Origin of the sequence: Aureimonas sp. SA4125 (assembly GCF_019973775.1) — a bacterium.
Classification (GTDB): Bacteria; Pseudomonadota; Alphaproteobacteria; order Rhizobiales; family Rhizobiaceae; genus Plantimonas.
This window is the reverse complement of sequence record NZ_AP025032.1, coordinates 4348303-4366274: the sequence shown is the minus strand read 5'-3', so window position 1 is coordinate 4366274 and position 17972 is coordinate 4348303. Positions and strand designations below refer to the sequence as shown.

Below are 17972 nucleotides of genomic sequence, written 5' to 3'. Positions count from 1 at the left end.
GCAATGAGCCAGGCGACAGGTGCCGCCAGTACGAAGCCTGCCCCCACAACAATGGGGATCAATGCCTTCCATTGCTCCCGAAGCGTCGCAGGTCGCATTCGACCTTTGGTCTTCATCAACGTTCAGGGGAGCGCATTTCTCTTCCCGTTTGCTGTACGGACCATTGCCGCACGACGACAGGAAGGATCAGGCCGATGCCCACGAGCGTCGAATAGAGCTCGGGAGCGACGAGAAGCAGCGAGGCGAGGCCCAGAAGGATCCGCTCCCAACGTTTTGTCCTGACCAACATCCACCCGGACAACGCCGCCCCGAGGCAGGCGATGCCGAGCACGCAGCCAATGAAGGCAAGGGCGAAGGCCGTCCAGGTGAACCCGGTCGTAACCAGTAGCAGCGACGGCGAGAAGACGAAGACAAAGGGGACGAGCACTTTGCCGAGGCTGAGCCGGAACGCGATATTGCCGGTCTTGAAGGGGTCGGCCGCCGCCATGCCGGCGGCGGCATAGGCGGCAAGCGCCACCGGTGGCGTGATGTCTGCGAGAACGCCGTAATAGAAGACGAAGAAATGCGCCACGATCGGCTCGACACCGAGGAGGCCCAGCGTCGGCGCGGCAATGGTCGCCATGATGATGTAGTTGGCTGTCGTCGGGATGCCGCAGCCCATCAGAATGCAAACGATGCCGGTCATCACCAGCGAGAAGAGCAGCGTGAGCGTCTGCGGCGCGAAGAGGTAGGCGGGGACGATGCCGCCTACGAAAGTCGCCATATCGGCAGCTGTCGAGGTGACGATGAAGGAGATCTTGAAGCCGACGCCCGTCAGCGTGACCACCCCGACGACGATGCCGACGGTAGCTGCGGCAGCACCGACGGCCAACGCGTATTTCGCGCCGTCCCGGAGGCAAACTGCGATGTCGGCAAGGCTCATGCGTCGGCGCGGGTTGAAGAGCCCGACCAGGATGCAGAGGGTGATACCCCAGAAGGCGGCGAGATAGGGCGTGTAGCCGGCCAGGAGGATGCCGACGAGGACGACGAGCGGGATGACGGTCGGCCAGTCGCGGCGAAAAGCTTCCTTGAGATCCGGCATCTCGTCCGGACGCAGGCCGCGCAGCCCATTGCGCTTGGCCTCAAAGTGGACCTGCATCAGAACGCCGAAGAAGTGCATGAAGGCCGGTACGATCGCCGCCAGTATGATCGTCGTGTACGGCAGATTGAGGAACTCAATCATCAGGAACGCCGCGGCCCCCATGATCGGCGGTGTGATCTGGCCGCCGGTCGATGATGCCGCCTCGACCGCTGCCGCGAATTCGCGTTTGTAGCCGAGCTTGATCATGGCCGGGATCGTCAAAGACCCCACGGTGACGGTGTTGGCGACGGACGAGCCAGAGATCATCCCGAACAGCGCGGAGCCAAAGATAGAGACCTTTGCGGGACCGCCGGCATATCGCCCGGCGACCCAGGCTGCGCAATCTAGGAACAACTGGCCGAGGCCGATGCGAGTGGCAAAGACGCCGAACAGGACGAAATGGAAGACGTAGGTGGCGACGACGCCGAGCGCGATGCCGTAAATTCCCTGCGTCGTCAGATACAGGTGGTCGACGAGCTGCGAGACGGTCGCGCCAGGGTGAACCAAGATGCCTGGCATCGACTGGCCGAAGATGCCGTAAGCCATGAAAACGAGTGCGATGATCGGCAAGGGCCAACCGACAGAGCGCCGCGTCGCTTCGAGCAGGAGCAGGATCAAGGTCCCACCGAGCACGACGTCGGTCGTTGTCGGATTGCCGACGCGGAAGGCCAGCGTGTCGAGCGGGATGAGGGGCACGTGCAGCACGGCGACGACGGCGGCTATGGCCAGCAGCCAATCGTACAAGGGGATACCGATTGGGCGCGCCATGGAATGACCGGCAGGGGTGTCGAAGCCGCGCTTCGTCAAGGGAAAGACCAGGAAGACGAGGGCAATCACCATTGAGAGATGGATGCCCCGATGGATCATCTCCGAGAGAAGGCCGAAACCTGCGGTGTAGTAGTGGAACAGCGAAAGGGCGACGAGTAGCCCCCCGACCAGCCAACCCGCCTCCTTCGAAAGAGCCCGGAAGCGGATCTCGGAGTCGAACTTCTCTTCTAGCGCACGCGCCGCCTCTTCATCGAGTTCCAGCGGCGCCAGGCGCACGTCCTCGTCGGGGAATACCTTCATCGTGCCGGATCCGTAATTCAGTGAGCTGAACGAAAAGGTCCGCGGCAATGGCCGCGGACCCGATAGATTTTGGGTGCGGCCTTCCTATTTCAGGACGCCCTTCTCTTTGTAGTAGCGCTCGGCGCCGGGATGCAGTGGAATTCCGAGGCCGGTCGTTGCCGTCTCCAGCTTGATCAGCTTGCCCTTGGCATGGCCGGCATCCAAGGAAGCACGCGAGGCGTCGTTCCACATGACGTCGATGATCTTGTAGACGAGTTCCTCGTCGACTTTGGCGCTCGTCACCCATTGGGCAGCGACCGCAATCGTTTCCGTCTCGCCGACGCCCGAATAGGTTTCGGCAGGAACCGTGTCCTTGCTGAAGAAGCTGTATTCCGCCAGCAGCTTGTCGATCTCCGGACCCTTGATCGGAACCAGCGAGATGCCGCTTGACGTTGCCAGTTCGGAGATCGCACCTGTCGGATAGCCGCCGACGAAGAAATAGGCGTCGAGCGCGCCGTCACGCAGACGGTCGCCCGCAGGCCCGGGCTTCAGGTACTCAGCCTCGACGTCGTCCTCGGTCAGTCCGAAGGCGCCGAGCACTAGCCGGGCGTCGACGATTGTACCGGAGCCGGGTTCGTCAAGCGAGACGCGCTTGCCTTTCAGGTCCGCGACCGACTGGATGCCAGACCCTTCCGCCGCAACGAGGTGGATCGTCTCCGGATAGAGCGTAGCGAGAAGGCGTAGATCCTCGACCTTGCCCTGATCCTGGTAGAGGCCTGTGCCCGTATAGGCCCAGTAGGCCACGTCGGACTGGCTGAAACCCGACTCCATCGAACGGGCCTTGATCGCATTGATGTTGGCGACCGATCCGTTTGAAGCGACGGCGGTCGCGACGAGGCCGCCGACACCCTTTTCTCCCGAGCCCGAAATGGCGTTCGCGATCAGACCACCGATGGGGTAATACGTGCCGGCCGTGCCGCCCGTGCCAATGCGGAAGAATTGCGGCGCCTGCGCCATCGCCAATCCGCTTACTGCCACGGCGGAGCCGACGATCAGGCAGGCGGCAATCTTTCTGAGCGACATCATCATCAGTCTTCCTTTGAGGCTTGTTTTCCAAGAAGTCGACCATGGCGGCATCCCGCGTGTTTGTCGAAGGCAAATCGATCTTGATGCGGTGAGTGACGTGAACGCCAAAGCTCGGTGGCTTCGGTCGGGTGAGACCTGACGAACTTCTCTGTGTAAGGCCGCCGCTGACTTAATCTCCACAGGGACATGCAGCCGGCAGGAGGCGTTTTTCGCTGCGGCCGCGATCAGGCCGACGACGCCAAAGTCGTCGGCGCAGACCGCGACGTCTGCAATTCGCGTCAAGGCCTAAGCCGAGCGAGTTTGTGTGGCGAGAGGACTTCGTTCGAAACGCAGATGTCGCCAACACCGCCCCAGGTGAGGACTTCGCCTCGGACTCCTTTTGCACGCTCTGGCCAACGGCACCTCGCGCCATCTTCCAGCGGGCGACCACCGGCGATTGGTGGGTCTTGGCACGGGCGCGCAGGTTTACCCCCGAACCGCTGCAAAAGGACGCCATTCAATCGAGATGGGCCTCCAGCGCGTCCAGATCAACGAGAAGCGCGGGTGTCACAACCTCGTCTTCGCGCATGCCGGGTCAGCCGGGGGCGGCTGCATCATGCAGGAATCTCTTGCTGGGCGCGGAAAGTCGAGATGATGGATAGCAGGCCGAGTATGCCTGGCTGCCGGCCGCAGACAACTATCTGAAGCGATCGCTCCGATAGGGCGCCGGGTCGACGAAGGGGGCTCTGCCGGTGACGAGTTCGGCCAAGAGGCGACCACTGGCGGGTCCGACCGTCAGCCCGTGATGGGCATGGCCGAAGTTGAACCACAGACCCTTGTGGCGGCAGGCGGCGCCGATCACCGGGCGCATGTCCGGCAGGCAAGGACGGCGGCCAAGCCAGGGCGTTGCTTCGACCGGTTCGCCGAGCGGCAGGAGCTGCCGGGCAAGCCGCTCGGCGTGCTCGAGCTGGCGTGCATCGACGGGGCGGTCGGCATGGGCGAATTCGATTCCGGTGGTCAACCTGATGCCCTGTCGCATGGGCGCCAGGACGTAGCCAGCCTCCTCGTCGACAATGGCGTGGTTGAGCGACACGCCCGCCGGCAGCGTGTAGTGCCGGTGATAGCCGCGCTTGATGCCGAGCGGGATTTTATAGCCGAGGCGCCGGAAGATCGACCCCGATTGCGGTCCGAGCGCGACGACCGCGTCGGGTGCCGTGACAGGTCCACCCTCCGTTGTGACGGACCAGCCCGGCGATGCTTCGGCAAGGCTTGCGGCATCGCCGACGAGAAGCTTGCCGCCGCGCCGCTCGAACAGCCGAGCGTAGCGCCGGGTCAGTTCTCCGGGATCGGCGACGGTCTTCGGGTCGAGCCAGTGGATGGCGCCGCAAAAGCCGCCGGCGCCCGTCCTGACGGTTGGTTCAAGCTCGGCGAAGGTGGTCGGGTTGAGAACCACCCTCCGGAGGCCATAGGACGCCAGCCCCGCAGCCTCGGCGACCGCGGCCGCGAGACGATGCGGCGACTTGAACGCCGCGATCCAGCCATCCGCCCGCACGAGGTCGCCGGCACCGGAAGTTTCGATGAGCGCGTCGTGCTCGGTGATGCTGGCCTCGATCAGCGGCAGCATGGCCCTTGTGGCGATCTGCAGATTGCGCGGGGATGATTGGCGCCAGTAGCGAAAGAGAAACGGAGCGACATGCAGGAGGTCGCGTGCGTGGTAGCGCACGTCCGAGGATCGATTCAGCGCGTAGCGCAGCACCGTCGTCAGACTGCGGGGAAAGGCGTAGGGAACGACGCTCGAGCGCTCGATCAGCCCGGCATTGCCATAGCTCGTTCCCCCGCCTGGCGGGCCGCGGTCGACGAGCACGACGCTGCGCCCGAGCGACTGCAGGTGCAGCGCCGTGGAAACGCCGACTATGCCCGCACCGAGCACGATGACGTCGGCCTTCATGCGATCTCCCGTGTCGTCGGAGGGCGCATGTCTGCGGCACCCGGCCTGCGGACCTCCATCAGTAGATGTCGAACGGGAAGTACTTACCGACGATCTTGCCATAGGTGCCGTCGGCGACGATGGCCTTGATCGCGGTATTGAAGCGCTCCCGCAGCGCGTCGTCACCCTTGCGGATCGCGATGCCGGCTTCGGTTTCCGTTTCCGGCACGTCGCCGAGCAGCCGGCAGCAGTCCTTGCCGGCCTTGTTCAACCAGTCGACGACGACGAACTTGTCGGAGATCAGCGCGTCGACGCGGCCGTTCTGCAGGTCGGTCGCCGCCTCGTCCTGGGTCGGATACATCTTCACCTCGGCGCCGCCCTTGGCATAGACGTCGTCGGCATAGTTCGCCTGCGTAGTCGCGGCCTGCGCGCCGACGGTCTTGCCCTTCATGTCCTCGACGCCCACCCCCGACAGCGCGCTGTCCTTCGGCACGACGACGGCGAGCGGCGTCGTGTAGTACTTGTCGGAGAAGTCGACCTGCAGCTTGCGCTCCTCGGTGATGCTCATCGATGCGATTACCGCGTCGAACTTGTTTGCCATCAGCGCCGGGATCATGCCGTCCCAGTCCTGCGCGACAATGGTGCATTCAGCCTTCATTTCGGCGCAGAGGGCGTTCGCGATGTCGACGTCAAGGCCGGCGATCGAGCCGTCGGGCTGCATGTAGTTGAAGGGGGGATAGGCACCTTCGGTGGCGATTCGGATGACCTGCTCTTGGGCGGACGCTAGGTGAGTGAGCCCCAGCAGGGCGACGACGGCAGCACACACAAACGGTCTCATCGTTTCAACTCCATGGGTATGGTTGAGGGCCCGAAAACGGGGCGGCTTTGGAAGGCGTCGCAGTGCGGCGGGCGACGTCGTCATGGCTGAGAAGCCGGGACGACATACGCCGTTGCGCGAAGGCTGCGGCAATCGCCGCGGTTTCGCAAGCGGCCAACGAATGGAAACTCCGATGGAAGGTCGAGGTCATGCTGTAGAGGCCGCGGTAATCCGCGGATTCCAATGCCAAGGTCGCGTTGGACCAGACAGACGGCCCTTGGCTCGGCTTTCGCGGCTGCCGGATGAAGGCGCTTTCGCCGTCATCGTCGCCTTGTGCTGAAGCAGAGGGGAGGCAGCCCGGCGACACCATGTCGTTTGCCTGCGGAACGGTGTCGGCTAATGCTTCGTCGCGCTACACCGTCGGCTCTTAATCGGATGAAGCCTGTCTGGACTTACCTTGGGCCCCGCCGCCTTACCCCGAATAGGTGCAGCCCCCACGCTCCAGTGCCTTATCGACCCAGGACCGGTCGAACGTGCCGGCCTCGGTCTCTTCCATCTGCCGCGTCTCGCCCTGGTGCTTCTTCTGCGCGCCGGCCAGGACGGCCGGGGTGTCGCCATAGGCGACCGAGAGGACGCCGTCCATGTCACCCAGCACCAGGTCGCCGGGGGCGATGCTCATGCCGTCGAAAGCGATCGCGTAGCCGATCTCGCCCGGACCGTCGCGGTAGGGGCCGCGATGGTTGACGCCGAGTGCAAAGACCGGAAGGTTGCGAGCAAGGAAAGCCTCGGCGTCACGCACCGCGCCATAGAGCACGAAGCCGCCGACACCGCGCTTGATCGCATGCGCCAGCATCAGTTCGCCCATCAGCGAATTGGTGAGGTCGCCGCCGGCGTCCATGACGATGACGTCGCCGGGCTCGGCCATGTCGATCGCCTTGTGCAGCATGAGGTTGTCGCCGGGGCGCGAGCGGACAGTTAGCGCAGGACCGGCGAGGGTGCCGCTCCGGTGCATCGGTCTGAGGCGCGGGCCGGCGGAAGAGAGGCGCGACATCGCATCGCTGACATTGGCAACCGGCAAAGCACGAAAACTGTCGACGGTGGCGGTGTCGACGCGGGTCCAGCTGCGGTTGATTCTGAAGCCTACGGGCATGGTGGTGGTTCCTTTTTCGAAGGGTCAGGCGGCGAGGGTATCGGCATGCGACAGGCTGGCTTCGTCCGGCGCCTTGCCGTCGAGCACGTCGATGATGTGGCGGGCGGCGATCTCGGCCATCGACCGGGCCGATCCCGTGGTGACGCCGCCGATGTGCGGCGTGGCGACCAGCGTGCCGAGCGCCCAGAACGGGCTGTCCGCCGGCGGCGGCTCGGCGGCGAAACTGTCGAGCGCAGCGCCTGCGATGCGCTTTTGCGCCAGAGCCTCTGCCAGGGCGGTCTCGTCGATGATGCCGCCGCGGGCGGTGTTGACGACCAGCGCCGTCGGCTTCATCAGCGCCAGCCGGCGGGCGTCGATCAGGTGCCGGGTCTCGACCGTCAACGGGCAGTGCAGGCTGACGATGTCGGCCGCCGCGACGAGGTCGTCGACGGCCTTGGCTTCGGTGTAGCCGGCCGCCGTAATCGCCATGGAGGCCATCGGGTCGTAGACGCTGACCTCCATGCCGAGCGCCTCGGCGAGGCGCGCCGTATGGCGGCCGATGGCGCCGAAGCCGACGAGGCCGATCAGCGACCCGGCGATGTCGCGGCCGATGAAGGTCGGCTTCGGCCATTCGCCAGCCTTCACCGCCCGGTCCAGCGGCAGGACCTCTTTGATCAGCGTCAGCGCGAGGGCGATGGCGTGCTCGGCCACGGCCAGAGAGTTGGAGCCGAGCGAGCGCAGCACCGGAATGCCGCGGGCGGCGGCGGCGCGCAGGTCGATGTTGTCGATGCCGACGCCGTGCTTGACGATCACCTTCAGCTTCGGCGAGGCTGAGATGACGAGGTCGTTGACCTTGCCCTGGCGCACCATGATGGCGTCGACGCCCAGATCCCGGGCCCGCGCCGCGACGACGTCCGGCGCATCGTAAGGCGGCGAGAAGAAGACGTCGATGTCGTTGGCATTCAGCAGTGCCAGGGCGCTCGGGGCGATCTGGGTGTGGGTCACCAAAATCCGCCGGCTGCGGCCGCTGCCGTTGGGGGTTTCGCTCGGCATGGCGAGGGCTCCTTGACGGAAAGTCTAGAGGCGTTTGGAGAGGGCGATGACGGCTTCGGCGCGGGTGACGACCGGCGCGTCGACGAAGCGGCCGTCGAGGGTGAAGGCGCCCGTGCCGGCGGCCGCGGCCTCGGCATTGGCCGCAACCACCTTGCGGGCCCAGGCGATCTCCGCCTCGGACGGGGCGAAGGCCTCGTTGAGGATGGCGACGACGCTCGGATGGATGCAGCTCGCGCCATCGAAGCCGAAGTCGCGGGCCTCGCGGACGGCGACCCGCATGCCCTCGACGTCACTGTAGTCGGCGACCGTGCGCAGGAGACCAAAGGACAGGACCCCCGCCGCCTTCGCCGCCATGTGGATCAGCTGCTTCGGCAGCTTCAGCACCTCGGGCGTCGGCAGAGCGCCCATGGCGGTGGCGAGATCCTCGGCGCCGGCACTGATGGCGAGAACGCGCTCGTGCCCAGCGATCGGCCGAGCGTCGAACACGGAACCTGGATCCTCGATCAGCGGCACAAAGACCATCGGCTTGCGGCCAAGCTCCACCTCGATCGGAGCGATGTGGCGGGCGATGGCGTCCAAGAGGCCCGGCGAGGTGACCTTCGGGACGTAGAGCCCGTCGGCGCCCGCCCGGCAGGCGGCGGCAGCATCCGGCAGAAGGCGGTCGTCGGAATTGTTGACGCGCACGAAGGTCATGGCGCCGTTGCGGCCGACGCTTCGCACGGTTTCCGGCAGGGCTTCGCGGGCGGACGTCTTTTCCGAGGGCGCGACCGCGTCCTCGAGATCGACGATGACCGCATCGGCGCCGCGCTCGTGCGCCTTGGCGATGAATTTGGGGCTGCTGCCGGGAACGTAGAGCAGGGAGCGGATCATGGCGTCGCCTGGATGGCTGCAGCGATAGCGGCGATGGCGTCGGCATCGAGGCCGATTTCGCTGAGGATTTCAACGTTGTGCTCGCCCAGCGACGGCGCCGGCCGCCTCCAGACGCCGGGGGTGGCGGAGAGCCGCGGCACGATATTGTGCATCGGCAGCGATCCGTTGTCGGCGTCTTCGACCTCGACGAAAATCTCGCGCTCCTCGAAATGCCGGTCCGCCGCGATGTCGGCGATGTCGAAGACCGGGCCGACCGTCGCCCCGGCTTCGCGCATGACGGCCAGGGCCTCGTCGCGGTCGCGCTCGGCAAACCAGGCGCCGACGGCGGCATCCACCAGAAGGCGGTTGCGGACGCGCTCGCCGTTGGTGGCAAAGCGCGGATCGGTCTTCATCTCGGGATGGCCGATAATGTCGAAGATGCGCATCGTCACCGCTTGCATGGAGCCGGAGAGGGCGACGAACCTGCCATCGCGGCAGCGGTAGATATTGCGCGGCGAGACAGTATTGGAGCCGCTGCCGACGCGCTCCTTGACCTTGCCGGTGACACGGTGGATCGAGGCTTCGGGCCCGAGCACGGCGAAGATCGGCTCGAGCAGCGAGAGGTCGATGACCTGGCCGTGCGCCATGCCCTTCTCGCGGGCGAGCAGCGCCATGGTGGTGGCCTGCGCGCCGAACATGCCGGAGATCATGTCGGCCAGCGCCAGCGGCGGCAGGACCGGCTCGCGATCGGGAAAGCCGGTGCGGGCCGCAAAGCCGCTCATCGCCTCGACCAGCGTGCCGAAGCCGGGGAGATGGGCATAGGGGCCGGTCTGTCCGAAGCCGGATATCCGCACGACGATCAGCTCGGGATTGAGTTCGAGCAGCGTATCGGGGGCGAGCCCCATCTTTTCCAGCGTGCCCGGACGAAAGTTCTCGACCAGGACGTCGGCGGTGCGGATCAGCGTCTTCAGCGCGTCTAGCGTAACCGCGTCGCGCAGGTTCATCACCAGCGAGCGCTTGTTGCGGGCATAGGTCTTCCAGTGCAGCGACTGGCCGTCGTCCTTCCAGTCGCGCAGCGAGTCGCCGGACGGCGGTTCGATCTTGATGACGTCCGCGCCGAAGTCCGCCAGTTGCAGGGTCAGCATGTTGCCCGCTACCAGGCGCGACAGGTCGACGACGCGCACGCCCGACAGCGGGCCCCTGGCAGCCGCGTCGAAAAGGATGACGGGTTTGTTGGTGCTCATGCCAGGGGCCTCAATTGCCATCCGGCTCGGCCGGGAAGATCGTGGCGGCCTCGGGCGGAATGCGGATGTAGGCCTTCCCCGGCGCGATCTCCTCGGCCGTCTGGATGCGGAAGTGCGAGCCGGCGCCCGCCACCTCGTACTGATAGATCGAGCCGAGATAGGTGCCGTTCTCGATCGTCGCCGGGATGGCATTGTCCTGCGGGCCGGAGACGATTTCCAGCCGTTCGGGGCGGACGGCGACGACCAGCGTACCGTCGGCCGCGGCGCGGCCGGGCAGGGTGCTGATGCGCGAGCCGTCGGCCAGCTCGACATTCGTCCGACCATCCAGCCGCTCCGGGCCGGCCAGTTTGCCGGCGAGGAAGTTGGACGAACCGATGAAGTCGGCGACGAACGCGTCGGCCGGTGTGTTGTAGATCTCTTTCGGCCGGCCGAGCTGGCGCAGGTGGCCCATGCTCATCACTGCGATGCGGTCGGAGACGGCGAGCGCCTCGGACTGGTCGTGGGTGACGTAGATGGTGGTGACCTTCAGCCGCTCCTGCAACTCGCGCAGCCAGACCCGTGCCCGTTCGCGCAGCTTGGCGTCCAGGTTGGACAGCGGCTCGTCGAGCAGCAGCAGGCTCGGCCGGTACACCAGCGCTCGGGCCAGCGCGACGCGCTGCTGCTGACCGCCGGAGAGCTCGAACGGGAAACGCTCGGCATAGGGCAACATCTCGACGAGCGTCAGCGCGTCGCGGATCCGCTCCTCGCGCTCGGCCTTGCCCATCTTGCGCAGCTTAAGCGGGAAGGCGAGGTTGTCGGCGACGCTCATGTGCGGCCAGAGCGCGTAGCTCTGGAAGACCAGGCCGATGTCGCGGTGCTCCGGCGCGACGGAAATGCCCTTGGCGCCGTCGAACAAGACATTGTCGCCGATGCGGATCGTCCCCGACGTCGCCTTGTTGAGCCCGGCGATGGAGAAGAGCGTCGTCGACTTGCCGCAGCCGGAGGGGCCGAGAAGGGTCAGGAATTCGCCCGAGGGCACGGTGATCGACACGTCCTTGACGGCGGTGACGTCGCCGTACTGGATGGTCAGATGGTCGAGGACGAGATCAGCCATAGATCTTGGCTCCCAGTACGCGGCGGGCAAGCAGGACGAAGACCGCGGTGATGACGACTTGGATGGTGGCAAGGGCCGAGACCGGGCCGTTGTCGCCCTGGGCGACCAGCTGGAGCATCGTCGTGCCGATGATCTCGGAGCCGGGCTGGTACAGGAAGACCGCCGTCACGTATTCCTTGAAGAAGTGGATGAAGAGCAGCGCGAAGCAGGAGAACAGCGCCGGCTTCAGGATCGGCAGGATGATCCGCGTCACCGTCGTCCACCAGTCGGCACCCGAGATGCGGGCACCGCGATCCAGTTCCTCGCCGACCTGCGACAAGGCAGGGGCAATGGCGCCGAAGCCGACGGGGATGTAGCGCAGGATGAAGGCGATCATCAGGATCCAGATCGTGCCCCGGATGACGTCGAGGCCGGGAATCCAGACCACCGCATAGAAGAAGCCGAGACCGGCGATGATGCCGGGTAGGGAGCGCGGGAAGAGCGCCACATATTCCAGCGGCCGGGCGAACCGGAACTCGGAGCGGCGGGCGACGAGCGTCACGATGGCGATGAAGAAGGTACCGATGATGGCGCCGACGAGCGAGATCACCACCGAATTGCCAATCGAGCGCATGTAGGAGGTGGAGTTGAAGATCAGCTCGAAATTCGCCGTGGTCAAAAGCTTGTAGAAGGGTATCAGCGGCGTCAGGAAGGTCACGCCGGCTCGCATGAAGATGCCGACGAAGATCGCCACGATGGTGGTGAGGACATAAAAAGCGACGAGCGCGAAAGCGGCCCAGCGCCACGGCCCGAGGTCGAGCGTCGAAGGCCGCGTCGCCTTGCCGCGCACGGTGACGAAGCGGCCGCTGCCCTTCATCAGGTAGCCCTGCAGCCAAACCAGGAAGCCGACCACGAGGAGCAGGACCAGCGAGGCGGCGCCGACGATGCCGTAGTCCGGCTGCACGGCGGCGTTGATGCCGCGGTCGTAGAGGAAGGTGGTGATGGTGTTTATGCCGCTCGGCGCGCCGAACAAAAGCGGGATAGCCAGCATCTCGATGCCGATGACGAAGTTCAGAACGGCGGAATAGATGATGGCCGGGCGCATCATCGGCACGGTGACCGACCAGAGTGCGCGGAACGGTCCTGCGCCGGCCGAGCGGGCCGCGTCTTCCAGCGAGGCGTCGGCCTTGGTGACGGCACCGAGGCACATGAGATAGGCGAGCGGCGCCTGGCTGAGGCCCGCGACGATGCCCATGCCGGTAATCGAATAGAGGTTCCAGGGGATCGTGCCGATCCAGCTGCGCACCGCCAGCGAGACGTATCCCGAGGGGCCGTACATGGTGAACCAGCCGAAGGCAATGACGAGGTTGGAAACGAACAGCGGCCACAGCAGAAGCTCGCCGAAGAGGCGGCGCCCTGGCAGGTTGGTGCGGCCGACGATAACCGCCATGACCGCGCCGAAGACCTGCGCCACGACCATGGTGAGAACGGCGAAGGCCACCGTGTTGAAGAAGATGCCGAGAATTTCGGGATCGCCGAAAAGGCGGCCGAAATTGGAAAGGGTCAGTCCCGCCGCAATGTCGTAAAGCGGCTTGTCGAGGAAGGCCTGGACGAGGATCGGGGCGATCGGGCCGACCACCATCACGGTGGTCAGCGCGAAGATGCCCCAGAAGATCGCCCGGGAGCGATCGAAGCCCGCGGGCGATTCCCTGACGGCGGTCGTGGCTGTCATGGCAAATGGTTCCGATGAGGAAGCGGGTGGCGGGACGGACAAGAAGATCCGTCCCGCGACGGAAGCGCTGTTATTCGCCCTTGAGGGCGGCGTTCCACTTGGCGACGAAAGCCGGCGCCTCGTCGATCAAGGCCTTGTCGAATCCGGCCTCGATAACGTTTTCGGCGCCGATCAGCGCCTGGAGGCCCTGGTAGGTGTAGCGGACCTGGTCCTCCGGCACGTCGTCACGGTAGGGCACCAGCCCGCCTTTGCCGATCAGGGTCTGCCCGGCCTGGCTGAGGGCATAGTCGACGAACAGCTTCGCCGAGTTCGGGTTGGCGGCCTCCTTGGGGATGCCCATGCCGCGCAGCATGACGATGGTACCGTCGTCGGGGAAGGCGAAGCCCAGCAGCTCGCCGCCCGGCTGCTCGAGACGGGGGAAGATGGTGATGCCGGAAACCGCGACGCCGATGACGTATTCACCGGTGGCGATCTTCTCGTTCATCGGCCCGCCCGAGGTTTCGCCGCGGATCATCGGACCGATCTGGCGCAGCTCGTTCCAGCCGGTATCGCCCTTCTTGGCCATGAAGTTCCACCAGGCGGCCAGGCCGAAAGAGTTGCGAGCGGCATCATAGGTGGTGATCTTGCCGTCGAAGGTGGAGGGATCGGCGACAGCCGCCGCGACCAGCGAGGCAAAGCCCTTGGGGCGCTGTTCTTCGCTCAGCAGAGCGGCATTGTAAGTAATCACCAGCGGGTCGGCCGACATCACGTAGACGCCGGCATAGGGATTGGCGAAGTCCGGCAGCTTGGCAAGCTCGGGGCTCTTGTAGTCCAGCATGCGGCCTTCGGTGCCGTAGTTTGCCCAACGGTCGTTGGCGCCGGAAATAAGGATGTCGGCGGTGCGCGATCCGCTGCCGGCCTCGGCTTCCCAGCGCGAATGCACGGTGCCCGATCCGAGGTCGAGCGTCTCGATGTTGATCCAGGGATAGGCGGCCTTGAAGCCTTCGACCACCGGCTGCCAGTTGTTGTCGGCCATGTTGGAATAGATCACCAGGCCCTTCTCGGCCTTGGAGGCCTCGATGGTCTGGGCGTAGTCTGCGGGATAGCCAGCCGGCACGGCCTGCGCGCCGGCCTGTGTCGCAAAGCCCGCGGCTGCGACGCCGAAGACGAGAGCGGCTAGTTTGTCCTTGAACATATGGTCAGTTCCTCCCTGGGTTTCTGCTGGTTGTCCGGCTCCGCCGCGTCAATTCCTCCGAGACGAGGCGGGCCGTGTGGACGGCGATGTCGGTGAGCCGCGGGACATTCGCGACAATGCGCTCCCGTGGACCCGAGATGTTGATGGCGGCGACCGTCGTCCCGTCGGCGTCGTGGATCGGTGCGGCGATGCCGGCAGCGCCTTCGACGACGCCCTTGAGATTGACGCAGAAGCCGTCTGACCGTGCCGATGCGACCGCCGCCGAAACCTCGCTGCGCAGCTCGGGCGCGAGCTGGCCAAGATAGTCATCGAATTCCGACGCCGCGAGCCCGGCGAGCATCACCACGCCGCTCGCCACCTGGTGCGCCATCCGCAGCTTGGTGATGTCGCGGTCATAGCGGATCTCGCGGGTCGGCAGGACCTTGGTGAGGTAGCGGACCTCACGCTTTTCCATGATCGCGATGAAGCCGGTCTCGTTGGAGGCGGCGACCGCCTCGCGCAGCGGCGCCTCCGAAAGCCGGAGCAAAGTGCCCCAGGCTTCGCGCCCAGGTTCCCGCTCGCCCGGCAGGCGGATCAGCACGTAGGTTCCATCGCCGAGACGCTCGAGATAGCCGCGATCTGTCAGAAGCCGCAGCAGAAGGAACGTGCTGCTCTTGGGCAGATCGAGCGCCTGGACCACGGCCGCCAGCGAAACGGCACCGGCTTGCGCCGCAAACCACTCCAGCATGTCAAGAACGCGTTCCGAGCCCCGGCCACTCAATATCTGCCTCCCAGTGTCGTTCAATATATTGAATCTATTCACTATCATGAACGATATGACCCGGCCTCCGGGCTGTCAAGCCGTGACTGCTGCGATTGGATGAAGCGGCTCTGGTGCATCCCGAACTGCGCATCTGTCGGATGCGCTCGGGGCCCGATATGCCGCCGTCCAGAGGCAGCGGGGCATACTGAAACTGCCGGGAGCGAACTCACGAACGGATAAGATCCCTGATAACGACAGGCGCAACGTCATCATCATCGCCGACGTCCCGCCAGGCGGCCGATGCTGGGATGGCGATATCGACGCATCCGGGAAATGGCTTGCCGCGCCGATTCGCCACGCTGGACAATACGCTGTTGGCACAACTGCCGAAGCACGTCTCGATGCCTGCCTCATCGCCGACGGGCACCATATGTCGCCCGACGCGTTCGCGGCGCTGGTAATTCCGAAGGGCATAGAACCCTGCATTCTGGTGACCGACGCCGTGTTGGTGGTGGCCGCAACTGCAGGCTCCTACCTCTATGCTGGTCTCGACGCCGAGAGGGTCTCCGACAGGTCGGTCGTACGGCCGGGACTGCCTAATCTCGCCGGCTCAGCTTTGTGTCTCGCCGCCGATGCGCTCGACGCTCTGTTTGCCCGTCTCGACCGGGCAATCAGCGAGGCGGGCTATCTGCCGATGTCGGGTCGGATCATGGGTGCCATGCTCGTTGTCGCGCCACGTCAGCGCAACACCTAGGACGAGGAGGCCAGAATAAAGGCCGGCGAGACGGCCAGGCAGATATGGAAGGACCAGCCGTTCAAAGCGCGGCAGAAGGATACCGATGACCGTTGGACGGTGAAGTTTCCCTGGCCAGGCCGGCAGAGGATGGTCGGAAGCAGCAGATCGACATTGCGATCCCGACTTTCGGCTACAAGAACCACATCTCTGTCGACCGCGGCACGACGTCATTCGCAAGTCTGACGTCACCGACGCGACAGCTCATGACGGAGCGCGTTTGCCGGGCTGAATCAAGGTCGAGCTGGGTGAATTCCTGCCGGTCCGCTTTCGGCATCTGCGACGCAGGAAGCCGAGATTCAACCGATCGGTCTGTAGTTAGCCAGATTAATGCCGAAGGCGAGAAAAACTGCGCCTGTCGCTCCCTTAAGGCATCGCTGAAACCCTCCAACGCGGGTGAAGGATGCGAGGCGGGCAAACAACAAGATCACGAGACTGAACCAGACGATGTTGATCGACGAGTGGATCGCCACCAGCGTGTAGGCCGAGGCAACAGGGTGACCGTCGGCCGGAATGAACTGCGGGAAGACGGCCAGGTAGAACATGGAGACTTTGGGGTTCAGTCCGTTCGTCAAAACCCCTTCCAGATAGGCTCGGCCAAGCGAACTCGGCCGATGCCCGCTTGCAGCATGGGGTATCGTCTTCTTCTGAACGATAGCTTCAAACAGGGATTTCAGGCCGACCCAACACAGGTATGCCGCGCCAATGTACTTGATGACTGAAAATGCCGTCGCCGACTGCATGATGATGACCGAAAGCCCGAGGACCGAGAGCGTTCCGTGGATCCAGAACGCTGTGAAGAAGCCGGCGACGTTTGCAAATGCTGCGGCCATGCCAGACGTCGGAACGGTTTTGGCAATTAGCGCGCCGTTCGGACCCGGGGAGGAGACCAAAAAGAACGTCGCCAAGGCAAATGTAAGCAGGTCTGAATAACTCATCGTCTCGTCTCTCAATGCGCGCCGTCGGCGATTTCCAGCATCCCATAGATGCGTGCCGCGGAGGTGTTCGCATGCGATTGGGCTAGACTGCTCGCCTGACGGTGTCCACGAGCTCGCCAGGGAGACGCTCCGCCGCGAAGGTGCAATGGCAGGCATTGCGGCTTAAGCTGCCGAAACCGGCTTCCTGCGCCTCAGGCACATCCACCTCGACGCTGGCTTCGGCGGGCTCCAGAGCGGTGGCGAGGCCGACGTACCCGGCGCCGACGATACAAACGATGGCGCGCATGTGGCCATCGGGCTGTTCGGTCTGCGGCGCGGGCGCGGCCGTCGAGTATCGGAGCGAGGGGTTTAAGGACGAGAAGCGGGCCATGCCTTGCCTCAGCTGTGGTCGCTGCGGGCGTCGAGCGCATCACGCAGTCCGTCACCGACGAAGTTGAAGCCGGTGACGGCGAGCGTGATGGCAAGGCCCGGCATGATCGCCAGCCAGGGCGCGTTGGCAAGATACTGCTGGGCGCCGTTCAGCATGTTGCCCCAACTCGGCAGCGGCGGTTGGATGCCGTAGCCGAGGAAGCTGACATAGGCTTCGAGAAGGATGGCGCGGGCGATCGTCAGCGTCGCCGCGACGATGATCGGGCCGGCGACGTTGGGCAGGATCTCACGGAACATGATCCAGGAATTCGACAGGCCGAGCATGCGTGCCGCAAGCACGAAGTCGCGTTCCCGCAGGGAGCGTACCTCGGCTTCGACGATGCGGGCGATCTCCATCCAGCTCGTCACCGCAATGATCAGCGTGATCATGATCGGGCTGGGCTTGATGAAGGAGGCGAGTGCCAGAAGAAGGAAGATAGAGGGGAAGGCGAGGAAGGCGTCGACGACGCGCATGAGCACTGTTCCGACAAGGCCCCGGCGATAGCCGGCTACGATGCCGATCGTCGCGCCGATGGCGATCGAGACCAACATCGCACAGACACCGACCAGCAGCGAGATACGTCCCGCCATGAACAGCCGCGCGGCGATGTCGCGGCCGAGCGGGTCGGTCCCGAAGATGTGGGCGCCGCTGAATGGGGGAGCGAACCGGCGGGCGAGGTCGATGTGCAACTGATCGTAGGGGAGTACATAGGGGCCGATAAGGCAGGCGAGCGTCAGCAGAAGGACGATGCCAAGCCCCACCACGGCCAGCCGATGGCGGAGGAAGCGACGCAGCGTGCGGTTCTGCCACAGGCCGCGGCCAGCCTTGTCGGGGAGCGTCGGGATGGCGGCGGACATCGGC

16 protein-coding genes are annotated in these 17972 nt (G+C 65.0%); 1 reads left to right on the top strand and 15 read right to left on the bottom strand.

The genetic code is table 11. From position 1 onward, the window contains the following. Positions 1-115 precede the first annotated feature (115 nt). The 12 genes from Sa4125_RS20600 to Sa4125_RS20545 all read right to left on the bottom strand — a co-directional run bounded on the left by Sa4125_RS20600 (position 116) and on the right by Sa4125_RS20545 (position 15037). On the bottom strand, positions 116-2188 hold the full coding sequence (locus Sa4125_RS20600) for a TRAP transporter permease (RefSeq protein WP_224001178.1): 2073 nt from the start codon (positions 2186-2188) through the stop codon (positions 116-118). Positions 2189-2272: 84 nt separating this feature from the next. Beyond that, on the bottom strand, positions 2273-3250 hold the full coding sequence (locus Sa4125_RS20595) for a TAXI family TRAP transporter solute-binding subunit (RefSeq protein WP_224008078.1): 978 nt from the start codon (positions 3248-3250) through the stop codon (positions 2273-2275). A 679-nt stretch (positions 3251-3929) separates the two neighbouring features. Further along, a complete protein-coding gene (locus Sa4125_RS20590; protein ID WP_224001176.1) occupies positions 3930-5180 on the bottom strand; it encodes an FAD-binding oxidoreductase in 1251 nt (416 codons plus the stop codon). Positions 5181-5238: 58 nt separating this feature from the next. Next, the gene (locus Sa4125_RS20585; RefSeq protein ID WP_224001174.1) at positions 5239-5997 is read right to left on the bottom strand and encodes an ABC transporter substrate-binding protein; all 759 of its coding nucleotides are present in this window, start codon (positions 5995-5997) and stop codon (positions 5239-5241) included. 451 nt (positions 5998-6448) lie between these two features. Continuing rightward, positions 6449-7126, bottom strand: coding sequence for an RraA family protein (locus tag Sa4125_RS20580; RefSeq protein WP_224001172.1), 678 nt, complete (start codon positions 7124-7126; stop codon positions 6449-6451). Positions 7127-7150: 24 nt separating this feature from the next. Further along, complete coding sequence (locus tag Sa4125_RS20575) at positions 7151-8158, bottom strand: hydroxyacid dehydrogenase (RefSeq protein ID WP_224001170.1); 1008 nt, start codon at positions 8156-8158, stop codon at positions 7151-7153. A 24-nt stretch (positions 8159-8182) separates the two neighbouring features. Continuing rightward, on the bottom strand, positions 8183-9028 hold the full coding sequence (locus Sa4125_RS20570) for a CoA ester lyase (RefSeq protein WP_224001167.1): 846 nt from the start codon (positions 9026-9028) through the stop codon (positions 8183-8185). After that, positions 9025-10251, bottom strand: a complete 1227-nt coding sequence (locus Sa4125_RS20565; RefSeq protein WP_224001165.1) for a CoA transferase — start codon at positions 10249-10251, stop codon at positions 9025-9027. The genes Sa4125_RS20570 and Sa4125_RS20565 overlap by 4 nt, the downstream gene beginning before the upstream one ends. A 10-nt stretch (positions 10252-10261) precedes the next feature. Continuing rightward, the gene (locus Sa4125_RS20560) at positions 10262-11344 is read right to left on the bottom strand and encodes an ABC transporter ATP-binding protein (protein WP_224001163.1); all 1083 of its coding nucleotides are present in this window, start codon (positions 11342-11344) and stop codon (positions 10262-10264) included. Then, a complete protein-coding gene (locus tag Sa4125_RS20555; protein WP_224001162.1) occupies positions 11337-13055 on the bottom strand; it encodes an iron ABC transporter permease in 1719 nt (572 codons plus the stop codon). The genes Sa4125_RS20560 and Sa4125_RS20555 overlap by 8 nt, the downstream gene beginning before the upstream one ends. Positions 13056-13125: 70 nt before the next feature. Further along, complete coding sequence (locus tag Sa4125_RS20550; RefSeq protein WP_224001160.1) at positions 13126-14229, bottom strand: extracellular solute-binding protein; 1104 nt, start codon at positions 14227-14229, stop codon at positions 13126-13128. Positions 14230-14233: 4 nt separating this feature from the next. Then, positions 14234-15037 (bottom strand): helix-turn-helix domain-containing protein, encoded by an 804-nt coding sequence (locus tag Sa4125_RS20545; protein WP_224001158.1) that lies wholly within the window; start codon positions 15035-15037, stop codon positions 14234-14236. 364 nt (positions 15038-15401) lie between these two features. On the opposite strand from Sa4125_RS20545, the gene Sa4125_RS20540 reads away from it, so the two are divergent. Then, positions 15402-15725, top strand: coding sequence for a hypothetical protein (locus Sa4125_RS20540; protein ID WP_224001156.1), 324 nt, complete (start codon positions 15402-15404; stop codon positions 15723-15725). 338 nt (positions 15726-16063) lie between these two features. Here Sa4125_RS20540 and Sa4125_RS20535 read toward each other — a convergent pair whose 3' ends face one another. From Sa4125_RS20535 to Sa4125_RS20525, 3 genes are all read right to left on the bottom strand, one after another. Then, positions 16064-16702, bottom strand: a complete 639-nt coding sequence (locus Sa4125_RS20535; RefSeq protein ID WP_224001154.1) for a LysE family translocator — start codon at positions 16700-16702, stop codon at positions 16064-16066. An 82-nt stretch (positions 16703-16784) separates the two neighbouring features. Next, entirely contained in the window at positions 16785-17072 is a 288-nt protein-coding gene (locus tag Sa4125_RS20530; protein ID WP_224001152.1) for an FAD-dependent oxidoreductase, read from the bottom strand. An 8-nt stretch (positions 17073-17080) separates the two neighbouring features. Next, on the bottom strand, positions 17081-17968 hold the full coding sequence (locus tag Sa4125_RS20525; protein ID WP_224001150.1) for an ABC transporter permease: 888 nt from the start codon (positions 17966-17968) through the stop codon (positions 17081-17083). Positions 17969-17972: the final 4 nt, after the last annotated feature.